This window comes from Terriglobia bacterium, assembly GCA_020072785.1.
GTDB lineage: Bacteria > Acidobacteriota > Terriglobia > Acidiferrales > UBA7541 > Acidiferrum.
Genome location: JAIQGG010000002.1, coordinates 1,143,316 through 1,158,880 on the forward strand (window position 1 = coordinate 1,143,316; position 15,565 = coordinate 1,158,880).

General features: G+C 62.1%; 10 protein-coding genes. 2 read left to right on the forward strand and 8 right to left on the reverse strand.

The window, feature by feature from the left end:
* The first annotated feature begins 103 nt into the window (after nucleotides 1-103).
* Entirely contained in the window at nucleotides 104-2,749 is a 2,646-nt protein-coding gene (locus LAN61_08245; GenBank protein ID MBZ5540493.1) for a site-specific DNA-methyltransferase, read from the forward strand.
* A 175-nt stretch (nucleotides 2,750-2,924) separates the two neighbouring features.
* Nucleotides 2,925-5,732: a DEAD/DEAH box helicase family protein gene (locus LAN61_08250; GenBank protein MBZ5540494.1), complete on the forward strand. Its 2,808-nt coding sequence runs from the start codon at nucleotides 2,925-2,927 to the stop codon at nucleotides 5,730-5,732.
* A 558-nt stretch (nucleotides 5,733-6,290) separates the two neighbouring features.
* Here the strand turns inward: LAN61_08250 and LAN61_08255 are convergent.
* The 8 genes from LAN61_08255 to LAN61_08290 are packed head-to-tail and all read right to left on the reverse strand — an operon-like array spanning nucleotide 6,291 to nucleotide 15,514.
* On the reverse strand, nucleotides 6,291-7,091 hold the full coding sequence (locus LAN61_08255) for a response regulator (protein MBZ5540495.1): 801 nt from the start codon (nucleotides 7,089-7,091) through the stop codon (nucleotides 6,291-6,293).
* Nucleotides 7,088-7,861 (reverse strand): DUF4388 domain-containing protein, encoded by a 774-nt coding sequence (locus tag LAN61_08260; protein ID MBZ5540496.1) that lies wholly within the window; start codon nucleotides 7,859-7,861, stop codon nucleotides 7,088-7,090. The genes LAN61_08255 and LAN61_08260 overlap by 4 nt, the downstream gene beginning before the upstream one ends.
* Entirely contained in the window at nucleotides 7,858-8,337 is a 480-nt protein-coding gene (locus tag LAN61_08265) for a chemotaxis protein CheW (protein ID MBZ5540497.1), read from the reverse strand. The genes LAN61_08260 and LAN61_08265 overlap by 4 nt, the downstream gene beginning before the upstream one ends.
* A complete protein-coding gene (locus LAN61_08270; GenBank protein MBZ5540498.1) occupies nucleotides 8,334-9,014 on the reverse strand; it encodes a chemotaxis protein CheW in 681 nt (226 codons plus the stop codon). The genes LAN61_08265 and LAN61_08270 overlap by 4 nt, the downstream gene beginning before the upstream one ends.
* Nucleotides 9,014-10,141 carry a chemotaxis response regulator protein-glutamate methylesterase gene (locus LAN61_08275; protein ID MBZ5540499.1) on the reverse strand — a complete coding sequence of 376 codons (1,128 nt, stop codon included), beginning with the start codon at nucleotides 10,139-10,141 and terminating at the stop codon, nucleotides 9,014-9,016. The genes LAN61_08270 and LAN61_08275 overlap by 1 nt, the downstream gene beginning before the upstream one ends.
* A gap of 7 nt (nucleotides 10,142-10,148) precedes the next feature.
* The gene (locus LAN61_08280; GenBank protein ID MBZ5540500.1) at nucleotides 10,149-13,142 is read right to left on the reverse strand and encodes a response regulator; all 2,994 of its coding nucleotides are present in this window, start codon (nucleotides 13,140-13,142) and stop codon (nucleotides 10,149-10,151) included.
* Nucleotides 13,139-14,023: a protein-glutamate O-methyltransferase CheR gene (locus LAN61_08285; protein ID MBZ5540501.1), complete on the reverse strand. Its 885-nt coding sequence runs from the start codon at nucleotides 14,021-14,023 to the stop codon at nucleotides 13,139-13,141. Before LAN61_08285 ends, LAN61_08280 begins: the two co-directional genes overlap by 4 nt.
* Before the next feature lie 51 nt (nucleotides 14,024-14,074).
* Nucleotides 14,075-15,514: a methyl-accepting chemotaxis protein gene (locus LAN61_08290; protein MBZ5540502.1), complete on the reverse strand. Its 1,440-nt coding sequence runs from the start codon at nucleotides 15,512-15,514 to the stop codon at nucleotides 14,075-14,077.
* Between the last annotated feature and the right edge of the window lie 51 nt (nucleotides 15,515-15,565).

Genomic DNA, 15,565 nt, shown 5'->3' on the forward strand with positions numbered 1-15,565 from the left:
CCTCTCTGTGAGACGCCCTTTAGCAAGTGTCAACTGGCATTAGAGATAACGCTCGGGTAGAATCTCGCCGGGCGGAACTTCCGTCCTTTCGCGGGAGCGCTTCGTGGCCAAACAGAAACGACCAAAAGCACAGACCGACGTAAAATCCAGGAAACGCCCCATCGAACAGTACGACCACAAGGACAAAACCCGCGTCAACAATCCCCCCGTCGGCCTGGTCACTCCGCAGACCGATCCGCCCGTCACCTCGCGCAAGACCTACGAATACGACCCCCACCTCGACCCGCAGCTCGTCTGGGCCGGCAAGAAAGAGCACACCTCCTTCGAAATCCCCACCGTCTCCCTTCACGTCCACGAGCGCATTGACCCCCGCACGATCATCGAAGCCGTCCGCAAGCGCAACGGCGTCCCGCTCAAGCCCGCCCAGGGCTACCTCTTCGAAACCCGCGAAGAAAACCCGCCCCTCCGCGAAGCCGTGGACTTCTACCGCCATCCCCACGGCTGGACCAACCGCCTCATCGCCGGTGACTCTCTCCTCGTCATGAACTCCCTCCTCGAAAAAGAAGGCATGGCCGGCCAGGTCCAAATGGTCTATATCGACCCGCCCTACGGCATCCGCTACGGCTCCAATTTCCAGCCCTTCGTCAATCGCCGCGACGTCAAAGACGGCAAGGACGAAGACCTCACCCAGGAACCTGAAATGGTCCGCGCCTTTCGCGACACCTGGGAGCTCGGCATCCACTCCTATCTCACCTACCTCCGCGACCGCCTCCTCCTCGCCCGCGAACTCCTCCACGAATCCGGCTCCTGCTTCGTCCAAATCTCCGATGAAAACGTGCACTATGTCCGAGCATTGATGAATGAAGTTTTTGACAAAAAGAATTTCTGCGGCCTAATCGCTTTCAGAACTACCGGTGGCCAAAGCTCGCTGCTGCTCGCCTCATCGACAGACTACCTTGTGTGGTTCGCAAAGGACCGGGAACTCGCCGCACGCCGCTTTCGTCAGCCGACGCAGACGAAGGAGGGCGGCTTCGGTGGAACCGGACAGTACACCCTCGTCGAACCGCGTGACGGTAGCGGCGAGCCTCGTCAGATGACGAAGGTAGAGCTCCGGGATCCAGAATCCATTTCGCCGACACTACGAATCTTGGCACACGACACACTCTATTCGCAGGGCGCACCTTCCGATCCTGCCGATCGCATTTTTGAATTTCGTGGCAAGAAATACCAATGTCCGCCGAACACTCATTGGAAGACGAGTGTCAAGAACGGAGGCATGGATCGTCTTGCGAGGGCAAACCGAATACTGGTGCTCAGTGAAACGCTCCGCTATAAGCGGTACCTCGAAGATTATCCCGTATCGGAGCTAGACAACGTCTGGGAAGACACCGGGACAAGCGGATTCGCCAGAAAAAAACAATTCGTAGTTGAGACGAACCCGAAGGTAATAGAGCGCTGCATCCTCATGACCACCGACCCCGGCGACCTGGTCTTCGATCCAACCTGCGGCTCCGGCACAACCGCCTTTGTCGCGGAACAATGGGGCCGCCGCTGGATCACCTGCGACACTTCCCGCGTCGCCACCACTCTCGCCAAACAACGCTTCATGGGCGCCACCTTCGACTACTACAAACTCGCGCATCCAGACGAAGGCGTCGGCAGTGGCTTCGAATACAAGAAAGTCCCCCACGTCACCCTCAAATCCATCGCCAACAACGAACCTCCCGGCGAGGAAACCCTATACGACCAGCCGCTCGTCGACAACTCCCGCGCCCGTATCTCCGGCCCCTTCACCGTTGAAGCCGTCCCCGCCCCCAACGTCAAATCCATTGACGACCTCCCTGTGGTTTGTCATCCCGAGCGCAGCGAGGGATCTGCTTTTTCCTCATCCCATTCCTCCGCCACCCCGCCGCAGCCCGCCGACGCCTCCATCGCCCGTTCCGGCTCCACTCTCCGCCAATCCGACTGGCGCGACGAACTACTCAAAACCGGCCTCCGCGGCAAAGGCGGCCAGATGATCAACTTCTCCCGCGTCGAGCCTCTCGGCGGCACCCGCTGGCTCCACGCCGATGCCGAAACCAAGGGAACAAACCCCGAACGCGTCGTCATCTCCTTCGGCCCCGACTACGCCCCGCTCGAACAGCGCCAGGTCGAATTGGCCTGGGAAGAAGCCCGCACCCTCCATCCCAAACCGGAAATCCTCGTCTTCGCCGCCTTCCAGTTCGACCCCGAAGCCGCCAAGGACATCGACGACCTCACCAGGGAAAAAAGCGGCATGACCTTCCTCACCGCCCAGATGAACGCCGATCTCCTCACCGACGACCTCAAGAAAAAACGCTCCAGCAACCAATCCTTCTGGCTCGTCGGCCGCCCCGACGTGGATCTCCGCCAAATCAAATCCGGGGACGGCAAAGGCAAATACCAGGCCGAGGTCCGCGGCTTCGACTACTACAACACCCGCACCGGCGCCATCGAATCCGGCGACACCGCGAAGATCGCCATGTGGCTCCTCGATACTGACTACGATGGCCGCAGCCTCTATCCCCGTCAGGTCTTCTTTCCCCTGGCCGACGAAGACGAAGGCTGGGCCAAGCTGGCCAGAAATCTGAAAGCCGAAATCGATCCCGAACTGATCGAAGCCTATCGCGGCACCGTCTCTTTACCGTTTGCCCCGGGCGAACACAAACGCATCGCCGTAAAAGTGATCGACGACCGCGGCATCGAAAGCCTGAAGGTTTTGCAGTTGTGATGTTCTTGTAGGGGCACGGCACTGCCGTGCCCGCTCTTTGGTTTTTGTTTTTGCCTTATGTAGATGCCGGGCTTTCGCGTTTTCTGCGTCCCGGCGCTTTTAGCCGGGAAGCCCGGCTCTTGGTTGGTCTTTTGCTGTTGCCGTCATTCCGAGCGGAGCGAGGAATCTCTCTTCGATGTCTGCACCATCCAGAACCATCGACCAGCTCATCATCAACTCCCCATACGAAGAGCCGCGCGAATACTGGAAACGCGACGCTGCATCCAAACTCTTTTCCCGAATCCCCGGCCGCCGCCCCGCGGGCTACATACGCGCAACGGAATCCTCAAAGGCCATCGATGACCCCGGAATTTTTATCGAACTCCCTCTCCCCAACAAAATTCGTCCTCGCGTGAACGCCTGGCGCGAAGCCGACTACCCCGGCGTCTCCGGCATCACCAAACGTCTCCTCAAACATTGGCGCGATCCTGAACAACGCGAAAACCGCCGCCTCTTCTTCTGCCAGCTCGAAGCCATCGAAACCTTAATCTGGCTCACCGAGGCCCCCGCCTCAGAACGCGTAGGCATTATCATCCCCTCCGACGGCGGCGACTTCCCCCGCCTCTGCTCCAAAATGGCCACCGGTTCCGGCAAGACCATCGTCATGGCCATGCTCATCGCCTGGCAGGTCTTAAACAAAGTCACCTACCCCCAGGACAAACGCTTCTCCAAGAACATTTTCATTGTCGCACCGGGATTGACTGTCAAAAGCCGCCTTCAAGTCCTCAGTCCCGGCCCGAACGATTATTACAGGGAATTCAGCCTCATTCCGTCTGGCCTTGAGGACCCTCTTCGCCAGGGCAAATTCAAAATTGTCAATTGGCACAAACTTGATTGGGAATCTGAAGAACGTATCGCCAAACGGAAATCCGTCGATAAACGCGGCGCGCTAAGCGACGAAGCCTACGTCCGCGAAGTCCTCGAAGACATGGCTACGGCCCAAAATATCGTCGTCATCAACGACGAAGCCCACCACGCTTGGCGCATCGCGCCCAAGTCCACCATCAAGGGCGTGGCCAAGGAGGACATTGAAGAGGCCACCAAGTGGGTCGGCGGCCTCGACCGCATTAACCGCACGCGGGGAATTCTCTCCTGCTTCGACTTTACAGCCACGCCCTTTGCGCCCACCGGCAAACGCAGCGGCGAGGAAACTCTGTTCCAGTGGATCGTCAGCGACTTTGGCCTCAATGACGCCATCGAATCCGGCCTCGTCAAAACACCTCGCGTCGTCATTCGGGATGACGCCAAGCTCGGGAAAGACTTCAAATCCCGCCTCTACCATATCTACGCAGACCAGAGCGTCAAGGAGGACATCAATCAGAAAGTCGAACCTCATGTGCCTCTTCCGGATCTCGTAAATACCGCCTATACCATCCTGGGAAATGACTGGGACGAGACTCGCAAGCGCTGGGAAAGCGAAGGTGCTCCCACGCCTCCCGTCATGATTACTGTCGCCAATCTCACGCACACCGCCGCACGCGTCGGGTACGCGCTGTCCCACAAGAAAATCCCCATTGAAAAACTCGGCGAACTGGAAGGGATCCTTCACATCGATTCCAAAGTCCTTGGCGAAGCCGAAGCCCAGGAAGAAGCTCCGGAAATCGAAACGAACGCTGCCGCCGAAGAGAGTTCTGAGGAAGAAACGGAAATACCCGCCAAAAAGCAGACGAAACAGCAGCGCGCTGAAACACTTCGCCGGATCGTCGACACGGTTGGCCAGGTAGGCCAGCCCGGCGAACAAATCCATGCCGTCATTTCCGTCGGCATGCTTTCGGAAGGTTGGGACGCCAAGACGGTTACGCACATCATGGGTCTTCGCGCATTCACCTCACAGCTTCTCTGCGAGCAGGTCGTAGGCCGGGGCCTCCGCCGCACCTCTTATGACGTGGATGCGAAAACAGGCCTTTTCACCGCCGAATACGTCAACATTTTCGGCGTGCCTTTCACCTTCATGCCTCACGAAGGAGATGAGGACGCTCTTCCCCCGCCTCCACCGCAGCCCACTTCAAAAATTCAGCCTCTCCCCGAGCGCAAGGGCCTCGAAATCTCATGGCCGAACATCATTCGCATCGATCACGAGTACCGCCCGGAACTGACCCTCGATCTTTCAAAGACCAAACCTCTGACTCTCGACGCGTACGAAACTCCAACGATTGCCGACCTTGCTCCCGTCATCGACGGTAAACCGGACGTCACGAAACTCACCAGTATTGATGTCGAAAAACTAGGCAGAGAACAGCGCATGCAGCGTGTCATTTTCCAGTCCGCCGCCGAAGTCTACGACCTGATGAAGCCCAATTGGAAAGCCAATCGCGAATACCTTCTCGCTCAGGTCATTCGCCTCACGGAAAAATATCTTACTAGCGGCCAGATTGTCGTCTCCCCGCCGCTCTTCAGCCAGGACGAAGTCCGTCGCCGCATCCTCTACACCTTAAACATGACCAGGATCGTCCAGCATCTCTGGGAAGCCATCCGTTTTGAAAACGCGCTCGCCGTTGTTCCTGTCTTCGACAAGGAACGCCCCATCCGCTCCACCGGCGACATGCAGCCCTGGTTTACTCGCCGCCCCTGCGAGCCCGCTGTCCGTTCTCACATCAATCTCTGCGTATTCGATTCCCGCTGGGAAGCCAGCGAAGCATTTGAGCTTGACCGCAATTCCAATGTCGCGGCGTGGGTCAAAAACGACCATCTGGGCTTTGAGGTCCTTTATGTTTTCAAAGGTGTCGTCCTCAAGTACCGCCCCGACTACCTCATCCGCCTCTCGAACGGCAAGATGTTGGTCCTCGAAGTCAAAGGCCAGGAAGGTCAGCAAGACGGGACCAAACGGGATTTCCTGCGGGAATGGGTTCAAGCCGTGAATGCCCACGGTGGCTTCGGCGTTTGGGATCACGATGTATCCAGGTCCCCAGCCGATCTCGCTGGCATCCTGCAGCGCCACAACTAGGTCGAAATACCACTAATCTATATAGACTCTGAGTACATTCTGCGTTATAGTGATTCTGGTTTTGGCGCGGAGGAGATCGGACCTCGCCCCTTGTCCGTGCCACCGCCCGCCCCGCAACACTCCTTCCCCCTCCCACAACCCCTTTCAAATCAGCACTTCCGCACTCTTTCGTATCAACGGAAATCTACACGACTTAAAATTCTTTCGTTTCATACTCTTGCGCACTCTTTTGCACTGATTCGCACACAGCGCAACACAACTCCCAATAAATCAATCTTTTGCGCACTCTTTGCTAAAAACACGGGGGGTGGGGGTAGTCTTGCTCCCTCTACCCAAAATCTTTTTCTTGGAAAAGGTCTCTCTGCCGAAACCCCTTCAACTCGTTTCTTTTCAGGGATGCTCGGGGCGTTCCGCCTGCGTTTCGGCGGTCTGCAGCGGGGAGACCACTTCGGGGTTGGCCCTGCGGATCGGCGCGCCTTCGCCGCCGCGGCTCCGGCTCTCCAAATGGAAATCGGCGCCGCACGCGCCACGGCGACACCAGCCCCCCGGGAGCGAGGACTACTCGGATTCCTGCAACGTGTGGATGTGCTGTTCGAGTGCCTGACAATATTCGCGCTCGATTTGCAGCTCGGTCTGCAGCTTTTTCACCAGCATCTCCAGGCGCATGATCTCCGAGCGCAGCCGCTGGACCTCATGGCCGGCAGGCGCGGTCGGGCGCTGCGGCATGGGGAAGCTCGCAGGGCGCTGCGAGGGAGCAGAATGCACCGGCGGCGCGGCCGCCGGAGCGTGCGAGAAAGCGTCCGCGAGGGCGCGGGGCCAGGCCGACTCGCTCGCGTGCGTGGGCGGAGGCGGAGGAGCATAAGCGGGCGGCGGAGCGAAAAGATTGCTCAGCGCGTGTGGCGCTTGCGCGGATGCGTGCGCGGGCGGCGCGGCCGGGGCTTCCCCTGGGAACAGAAACGCCTTTACCCGGGCGATGAGCTCCTGCGGCTGAAAGGGCTTGCGGATCAATTCGTCGGCCTTCACGGCCACGGCCCTGTCGGCCACGCTCTTATTGACCACGCCCGACATCAGCAGCACGGGCGTCGCGCTGTAGAGTGGATTCTCCTTGATCTGACTGCACACGGAATAGCCGTCCTGATCGGGCATGATGACGTCGGTGATGACCGCGTCGGGAGGCGTGGCCTCGAATTGCGCCAGGGCCGAAGCCGCATCCGCGCAGGTGATGACGTGGATGTTCTCCTTGCGGAAAGCGATCTTGATCACTTCGCGCATGGTGGCGCTGTCGTCGATGAAATAGACGGTCGGCGCGCGCTTCACGCCGGGATCTCCGGCGGGCGGCAAGGTAAACGTTTCGCTCATGGCGCTTCCTTGTCTGCCATGTCGCGCTGGCTCTCGTCGAACTCGCGCATGGCGTCGAGCATCAAGTCGGTCGAGGAACGCAGAACCGTGCGTTGCCCGGAGCTGGAGCCGTACAGGAACTTGTACACGCCCTCTCCGTTCTGCACGCAGCTCTTCAGTATGTGGATGACGGCTTCGTCGCCGAACAACGCGCCGCACTCCGCGTGGCAGATCTCCCCGGCATCGAAAAAAATTACCCCGTCGAGCCCGGTGGCGTTGATGTGCAGCGCCCCCGTCTGGCGGGCCTGCACCAGGAGCTGGATGACGCCGGGAAGATCGTGGTGCGTGAGGCTGCCGCTCAGGCTGGTATCGGCCTGCGGCAGCATCTGCGTGGGCTGGAAGCCCTCGATCTTGCTGACCAGGAGGCTCTTGATGTGCGCGGCGATGACCGCGGGGCTGCGCTTGCGGTCGATATAGTCCTCGCAGCCCGCCTGGAAAGCCTCCATCAGGGCGCGCTGGTTGCCGTCGCCCAGAGCGATGACCGGCAGGGTGGCGTTCTTCGGATCGGCATGGACGATCTGCGCGATTTCCAGAGCGCCCATCTCGCGCAGGTTCGTGGCGCAGAGAATCGCCGCGGGCGTGTCGTACTCGAGCATGGTGAGGGCGTAGGCCGGCTGCGTGGAGCTCACCACATCAAAGCCTTCCTGTTTCAGCGCGTCCCCCAGGCGCTTCGCGAAATAGACATTCGTGTCGATCAAAAGAATTTTGGGCGGGCGTCCGGGCAGGCTCATGGCCGGGCCTCCGGCGCGGGCGCAACGCCTTCCGGAGTTGCAAACAACTCGGGCCCCGGGAGGAGATGGTCCAACTGCAACACCTCGATGACATTGCCGGCGTTGGAAAGCCAGCCCTGCACATGCGGCGGATGCTCCCCTTCCGCGGCGGTCATCTCCGTGGTAATCAGTTCGCACTCTCCCGTCACCGGGATGGCCACGGTTTCCACGCCTGCGGCGTAGTGGCGCAAGGCCAGAAGATAGAGGCGCCGGCTGGTCATGCGCCGGCCGGTGAGCATTTCCGAGACGTCGCAGACCGGCACGATGCGCCCGCGGCGCAGGATCACGCCTTCGAGTTGCGGGGTGCGGTGCGGGAAGTGAAAGACGCGGCTCGCCGGCACCAGCTCCCCGATGCGTTCGGCCGGCAGCGCAAACTGCCGGTCGCCGAGCCGCAGGAGCACGAACGACTGTGCGCCGGTTTCGAGTGTCGCGTTCATGCCGGATCCTGCCCGTCCGCGTCCTCCGCGGGGTATTCCATGGCGGCTTCTTGCAGAACGCCGCTCTCCGAGGATTCGCTTTCCCCGTCGAGCAGCTCCGCTGCGCCGTCGCCTTCCGCGGCGGCCTCTTCTGCCGCTGCGCTTTCCGGGACCGCTGCAAGCTCCGCCGCCGCGCTTTCCGCCGCGGCTGGTTCGACGCCGGCGTCCAACTGGGCAATTTCCTGCGCGAGCAGCAGGCCGTCGGGATTCACCACCGGGATTACGGCGTTTTCCATGGTCACGAAGCCGCGATACCAGTTGCGTTCCTCGTTGCAAAAAGCCTGCGGCACCGCTTGCAGCCGCGTGATCGCCGCCATGCGATCGATGGCATCCACCAGCAACGCTGCACGGCGATTGCGGAACAGGAAAACCAGCGTCGCCTGCGAAGGCGGCAGTCCGAAAAGCGTCCCGCCATGCACGAGATACAGCGTGCGCTGCCCGCGGCGCACGTGCGAGCGTACCTTGCGCAATCCGGGCTGCTGAATGTCCGCCGCCGCGCTGGCGACGCTGTCCGCGCTGCGAATTTCCTGCACCACGCTGGCGGAAATGGCAAACAGCTGGCTGCCGATGCGGAACAGGATCATCTGTTCGGGGCGGATCGCCCGGCCCTTGGCGGCAGGCTGTGACGCAAAATTCATCAGCGCGCTCCGACCGGCATGGGGCGGGTCAGTGCGATGACGCGCTTCTCGATCGCCCCGTAAATTTCGTCAATCGGCAGAACCTGGTCCACGACGTTTAGCTTGATCGCTTCTGCCGGCATGCCAAAGATCACGGAAGTGGCCTCGTCCTGGGCCAGAACCAGCCCGCGGGCCGTCCGGATGGCTTTGGCGCCCTGTGCGCCGTCGGCGCCCATTCCGGTCAGCACCGCGCCGATGGTCATGGCCCCGGCGTACGCCGCGATGCTTTCCATGGAAACGTCGATGCACGGCAGATAGCCGTTGATGCGCCCGCTGATGTCGTCGAGCTGGACGCGGCCCCTCGGCGTGACGCGCAGGTGCTTCGAGCCGGGGCAGACGTACAGCGTGCCGGTCTGCAGCGCCTCGTTGTGTTCGGCCTCCTTGACGCGGATGCCGGTGAATTCCGCGAGCTGCACTGCGAACTGGGTCGTAAAAGCCTGCGGCATGTGCAAAACGAGCACGATCGCGGCAGGGAAGTCGCGCGTAAAGCCGGGCGCCAGGCGCATCACGGTGGCGGGGCCGCCGGTGGACGCGCCGATGACCACGACCGGAAAGCGCTGATCGGCGGAAGCCGCCAGAACCGGATGCTCGCCCGCCCCGGGTTTTGCGGTGTCCTCCCCGCCGCTGGCTGGCACCGGAACGCGTTTCGCGCGGGCCACCGTGCGCACCACGCGCACCTTGGCGGCCATGCGCACCTTGCGCAGCAGGTCTTCCTTGACGCTGTGCATGTCCAGGTCGATGCCGCTCGAGGGCTTGGAGACGAACTCGATCGCGCCGAGTTCGAGCGCGCGCAGCGTTCCGCCAGTGCCTTCCTTCGACTCCGACGTGACGATCACGATCGGCCGCGGGTTAGAGGACATGATCTTTTCCGTGGCTTGCAATCCGTTCATGTGCGGCATGTTGATGTCCATGGTGATGACATCAGGCTGCAGCGACTCCGCCAGAGCGACAGCCTCCCGGCCGTCCTTGCACTGACCGATCACCTGGAAGTTCGGTTCGCTGCAGAAAATGGTCTCCAGCACCTTACGCATGAAGGTGGAATCGTCCACGATCAGGAGGCGAATCTTTTTGTCCGCTTCTGCGCTCATTGTCCGCTCACGCCACCGGCACCGTATGTTGCTGCGCTTCGGTGCCAATCAGCTGCTCGACCGCATGGATCAATTGATCTTCCTGCACGGGCTTGGTCAGAAAGGCCACGGCGCCTTCCTTGATGGCGCGTTCGCGGTGTTTGGCGCCCGCGCGCGAAGTCACGACCATCACGGGGATGCGCCGCGTGGAAGGACTCTGGCGCAATTGCGCCATCAGCTCGTAGCCGGTCATGCGCGGCATTTCCAGATCGGTGATGACCAGATGGCATCCTTGCTGGGCGATGAGCTCGGCGGCCTCCAGACCGTCGGAGGCAAGTTTCACGCGATAGCCGGCCTTCTCGAGCATGCGTCCGACGAATTTGCGCACGCTGATGGAATCGTCCACGATGACCACCACACGCTCCTGTTGCACCCGGTCGATGGCGTCGGAAGGGATGGAGCCGCGGGCGATGGCCGCGGAACCCGGCGCGAAGACCCGCGCGGCGCTGGCACTGACCTGCACGGAGCGGCGTTCGCTCGGATCGCTGGCGATCATGCGGTTGAGGTCGATGAGCAGAATGAGGCTGCCATCCGGAGCGATGGTGGTGCCGGAGAAGAGTTTCACCCGGCGCAGATACTCGCCCAGGTTCTTGATGACGATTTCGTCCTTGCCCAGAACTTCTTCGATAACCAGCCCGATCTGGCGGTCGCCGGCATTGGCGACGACCATGCGGAAATAGCCGTTCACAGGCTCGAGCGGCGGCAGACCCAGATAGGAATCGAGGCGCACGACTTCGGTGACCACGTCGCGCACCTTGGTCAGCAGTTTGCCCCCGACATCATCGATCTCGTCCGCGCGCAGGCGGCGGATCTCTTCGACCACGGCCAGCGGCAGAGCGAAGATGGTTGTGCCGCAACGCACAAAAAGCGCCGGGGAGATGATCAGGGTCAGAGGCACCTTGAGCGTGAAGCGTGTGCCTTCGCCCTGCTTGCTGTAAATTTCGATTTCGCCATTGAGCGTGGTGAGATTGGCGCGCACCACGTCCAGGCCCACCCCGCGCCCGGCCAGCTCGGTTTTGGCCGAGGCCGTCGAAAAGCCCGGGTGGAAGAGCATCTCCCGCAGGTCGCGCTCCGTCAGCCGCCCAGCGGTTTCCGGCGAGACCAGCCCGCGGTCGATCGCGCTTTGCTTCACGCGCTCGTAATTGATCCCGCTTCCGTCATCCCCGACCTCGATGTAGATGTGATTGCCGCGATGATACGCGCGCAGGAAAACCTTTCCGGTTTCCGGCTTCCCGGCGGCAGCGCGGTCCTCCACGGATTCGATGCCGTGCGCCACGGCGTTGCGCACCAGGTGCACCAGCGGGTCGGCAATCTGCTGAATAATGTTGTTGTCCAGCTCCGTATCTCCGCCGGTCATCTCCATTTCCACGAGTTTCCGGGCGGATTTTCCGGCGTCCCGCACCACGCGGGTGAGCATGGAGAAGAGCGTCTCGATGGGCACCATGCGCGCCGCGGTAATTTCATCCTGCAGGCGGTGCGCCAGTTTGGTGAATTCGTCGATATCTCCTTCGACGCGGCCAATGAAGCCTTCGAGCTGCGAGAGGACTTCGTTTACGTCGGCGGAAATCTCCGTCATGGAGCGCGACAGGATGTTGACGTCGTCGTAGCGGTCCATTTCCAGCTCGCTGAAGTCCGAGAGGAACGAGGACTTGTCGCCCGCTGCAAAGCCGGAAATTGGATTCGCGTCCGGCGGGCCGCCGCGGCCGCTGGGGAAGGACGTGCCCAGGCGAGCGGAGCTGACCCGGTTGAATTCGTATTTTTCCTGGAACTCCGTGACTTTGCCGTGCAGCCGCTCTTTCGAGAAACCCAGCGTGTCCACGAGCTTCTGCAGCTCTCCGACGCGGCCCACCATGCGCGTGCGGTTGATCACCAACTCGCCGACGTTGTTCATCAGTCGGTCGAGGCGCCCCAGCGAAATGCGCACGGACTTTGCCGTGGGCGAGCCCTGCGGGGAGGGGTTTTTCTTCTGCCGCGGCGCCGGCTTCCCAAGCGGCTCGGCGGACGCGGTTTCCACCGCCTGCGCGGGGCTTGCGGCGTCCGGCGCGGCCTCCTCTTCTTCGGCCTCTTCGGGAGCAAATTCGGCAACGCGCGCGAGCAGGGCGTCCACGCCGGCGCGCATGTCGGCTTCGCCTGCCCACTGCTGGTGCAGGGTCTTGTTCAGGACGTCCACGGATTCCAGGCAAACGTCCACGACGCTGGGAGAAGCTTCCAGCAGGCCGTCGCGCAGGCGCCCGACCAGATCCTCGATGCGGTGCGCGATGGCGCCCAGGCGGCGCAGGCCGACCTGCGCCGCGGAACCCTTCACCGTGTGAATGGCGCGGAACAGGCGGTTGATCTCTTCCGGATTGCGCGAGCCTTCGAGCGCCAGCAGGCAATCGCTGATGATCTGCAGATGCTCTTCCGCTTCCGGCTGGAAGAATTCGAGAATTTCAGGGGGGATTTCGTCATCGGCCGGCAAACGGTCGAAATAGGAGCCCGTCGCGGCGCGCTCTTCCATTTCGCAGGCCTGCGCGAGGGAGGGAACCGGCTCGTGTTGCGCCTCGGCCTGCAAGTTGAGCGGCGGCGGCTCGCTGGGAAAAGCAAAGCGATAGCGCTCTTTGAACGCGGCGATATCCTCGGAGACCTCGTTGCCCGTGTCGCTGATCTCCAGCAGGTTGCTTTCCAGCAGGGAGATGGCATCGGAGAGGAATTCGGTCAGCGGCCCGTAGAGATCCGAGCCCAGCGGGGCGTTGAGCGCGTACTGGAAAATGTGCGCCAGCTTCCCGGCGACTTCCGAGAAGCGCGGAAAGCCGTAGCTGGCCGACGTGCCGGCGAGCGTGTGCGCAGCGATGTACAGGCGCTCGATGTCCTCGCGCTGCACGCCGGTCTCTCCGAGAATGCTCGAGTACTCCCGCAGATACTGGAGGTGCTCCGAGGCTTCCTGGAGAAAGAGATCCACGGCTTCGCGTTCGGGAGTGCTCACGCGTGGCCCTCCGTCACAAGCTCCGGCTGCGGCAGGTCGCCCGCCGCCGGCTTGCGGTACAGGATGCATTCGTTCAGCACGATGGCCTGAAACTTGACGGGAATCTTGGACAACGATTCCGAGTGGCCGAGGAGCAGGTATCCGCCGGGCTCCAGCGTGTCGTAGAAGCGCTGGATCAGGGCGCGGCGGCGCTCTTCGGTGAAATAGATCATGACGTTCATGCAGAAGATCATGTCCATGCGGCCCATATAGACGGCCGAGGCCAGATTCATCTGCGCGAAGGTGACCAGCTTGCGGATGCGGGGCTTTACCTGGTAGCCCGCGCCGGTCTTGGTGAAGTGTGCCGCGAGCTGGTCCGCAGTGACGCTGGCAATTCTCTGCCCGCTGTACACGCCGGTCTCGGCGATCTTCAGCGCCTGGCGCCCCACATCCGTGGCCATGATCTCGACGTTCCAGGCCTCCGCGGAATTGAGGGTCTCGGCGATGGTGATGGCGATGGAGTAGGGCTCTTCACCGGTGGAACACCCCGCGCTCCACACCCGCAAAGTCCGCGGACTGTTCCAGAATTTCTTGACGTGCAGCTCCGGCAGGACGCGCTTGCGCAGCGCGTCATACACCGCGGGGTAGCGGAAGTAGGAGGTTTCCTGCGTGAGCAGCCGCTCCAGCAGCCCTTCGTATTCGACGTTGGAGCGCCGCGCGGCCCGCAGCAGGTCCGAACCGCGGGCAAAGCCCTTCTGCTGCATCTGTTCGAGCACCCGGGTGGAGACGAAGCGCAGGCGCGATTTGTCGAAATGGATTCCCGTGCGTTCCTCGATCAGCAAGCGGATCTCGGAGAGCTCGTGGTCCGTCAATTCCGGCTTCGGATTGTGGCGTTCGGTCATCGTCGGCACGTTTCCGCGCTGGCTTTCTCACCAGGGCAGGAAGTCGTTGTCTTACCGAAGCGCGCCCGCCGGGACCGCCGGCTCGGGCGCCTCCCCGGCGGCGGGTTTGCCCGGTGCGCGAAACTGCGCCAGCGCTTCATTGAGCTGGTCGTTGAGTTTCACCAGCTGGCTGACCGTGCTGACCGTCTGCCGGACGCCCTGCGAAGTCTGGCGCGTAATTCCGGAGATGATCTGCATGGCGTGGGCCACGCCTTCCGTGCCGCGCACCTGCTGTTTGGAAGCCAGGGAAATTTCCTGGACGAGTTCCGCCGACTGGCGGACCACGCTGGAAATCGCGTCCAGAGCGCGTCCCGCCTGATCGGCGAGTTGCGCCCCGCCCTCCACTTCCTTGGTGCCTTCTTCCATGACCACCACGGCTTCGTTCGTCTCGGCCTGAATGGCCTTGATGAGCGCGGCGATGTCCTTGGTGGCGCTGCGCGAGTGCTCGGCCAGCTTGCGGACTTCGTCGGCGACCACCGCGAATCCGCGGCCCGCTTCCCCGGCGCGCGCTGCTTCGATGGCCGCGTTGAGGGCCAGCAGGTTGGTCTGCTCGGTGATGTCGTTAATCACGTTGATGATTTCCGAAATCTCCAGAGAACGGTCACCGAGAGACTTGATCTTCTTGGCGGTGGCCTGCACGGAGGCGCGGATGCGCTGCATGCCTTCGAGGGTGTCGCGCACGGCCCGGTTGCCCTGTTCGGCGGCGTCCAGGGCGCGGCGCGCGGCTTCGGCGCTGGCTTCGGCGTTGTTGGACACCTGCTTCATGGAGACCGTCAGCTCTTCCACGGCCGAGGAGGTGTTGGTGATTTCCTGGTCCTGCTGGGTCGCTCCGGCCTGCATCTCATCGGCAGCCGTGAGAATGTTGTGGGCGCTGCCGCTGACTTCCATGGCGGCCTTGCGCACGCGCTCGAGCACCTTGGAGAAGTTGTCGAGCATGTAGTTGATGGAGTCCACCACGTTGCCGAGGGCGTCGTTGGTGACCTTGCCGCGCAGCGTCAGGTCGCCGCGCGCCACCTGGTTGATGACCGCGAGCAGGTCGGTGATGCTGCGTTGCAGCAGCTCACTGGCTTCCTGATTGGAGGTGGCTTTGGATACGCGCAGGACGGCGCGGTTGAGATTCTCCGCGATATAGCCGAGGTCGTCATTCCCGGAGACTTCCACGCGCGCGCGCGGATCGCCGACAGCCAGGCGCTCGGAAAATTCCGCGAGATCCTGCACTGGGGTGACAATCCGCTTGCCCAGCGTCATAGCCAGCGCCAGTGTCGTGCCCAGGGCCAGCAGCACGGCGATCAGCACCATTCCGCCCGCGCCACCGGACATGGCGGCGAACTCGAAGATAGCCGCCCCGCCGGCCGTGCGGCCCGCGTGATAGGCCAGCAGCAGGACGCCGAACAGCGCCACTCCGGTCCACAGGATCAGCATCCAGATTGTGGAACTCAAACGACCTTTCATAACTTCCTCCCGTTTCCCTGTGGACGCCCGGCCCCCCGGGCCGGCATCCAT

Excerpts from the sequence above, each read along its gene's own strand:
- LAN61_08255 (MBZ5540495.1), bottom strand. The coding sequence starts at position 7,091 with ATGAGCGAAACGTTTACCTTGCCGCCCGCCGGAGATCCCGGCGTGAAG.
- LAN61_08270 (MBZ5540498.1), bottom strand. The coding sequence starts at position 9,014 with ATGAATTTTGCGTCACAGCCTGCCGCCAAGGGCCGGGCGATCCGCCCC.
- LAN61_08265 (MBZ5540497.1), bottom strand. The coding sequence starts at position 8,337 with ATGAACGCGACACTCGAAACCGGCGCACAGTCGTTCGTGCTCCTGCGG.
- LAN61_08260 (MBZ5540496.1), bottom strand. The coding sequence starts at position 7,861 with ATGAGCCTGCCCGGACGCCCGCCCAAAATTCTTTTGATCGACACGAAT.
- LAN61_08275 (MBZ5540499.1), bottom strand. The coding sequence starts at position 10,141 with ATGAGCGCAGAAGCGGACAAAAAGATTCGCCTCCTGATCGTGGACGAT.
- LAN61_08285 (MBZ5540501.1), bottom strand. The coding sequence starts at position 14,023 with ATGACCGAACGCCACAATCCGAAGCCGGAATTGACGGACCACGAGCTC.
- LAN61_08250 (MBZ5540494.1), top strand. The coding sequence starts at position 2,925 with ATGTCTGCACCATCCAGAACCATCGACCAGCTCATCATCAACTCCCCA.
- LAN61_08290 (MBZ5540502.1), bottom strand. The coding sequence starts at position 15,514 with ATGAAAGGTCGTTTGAGTTCCACAATCTGGATGCTGATCCTGTGGACC.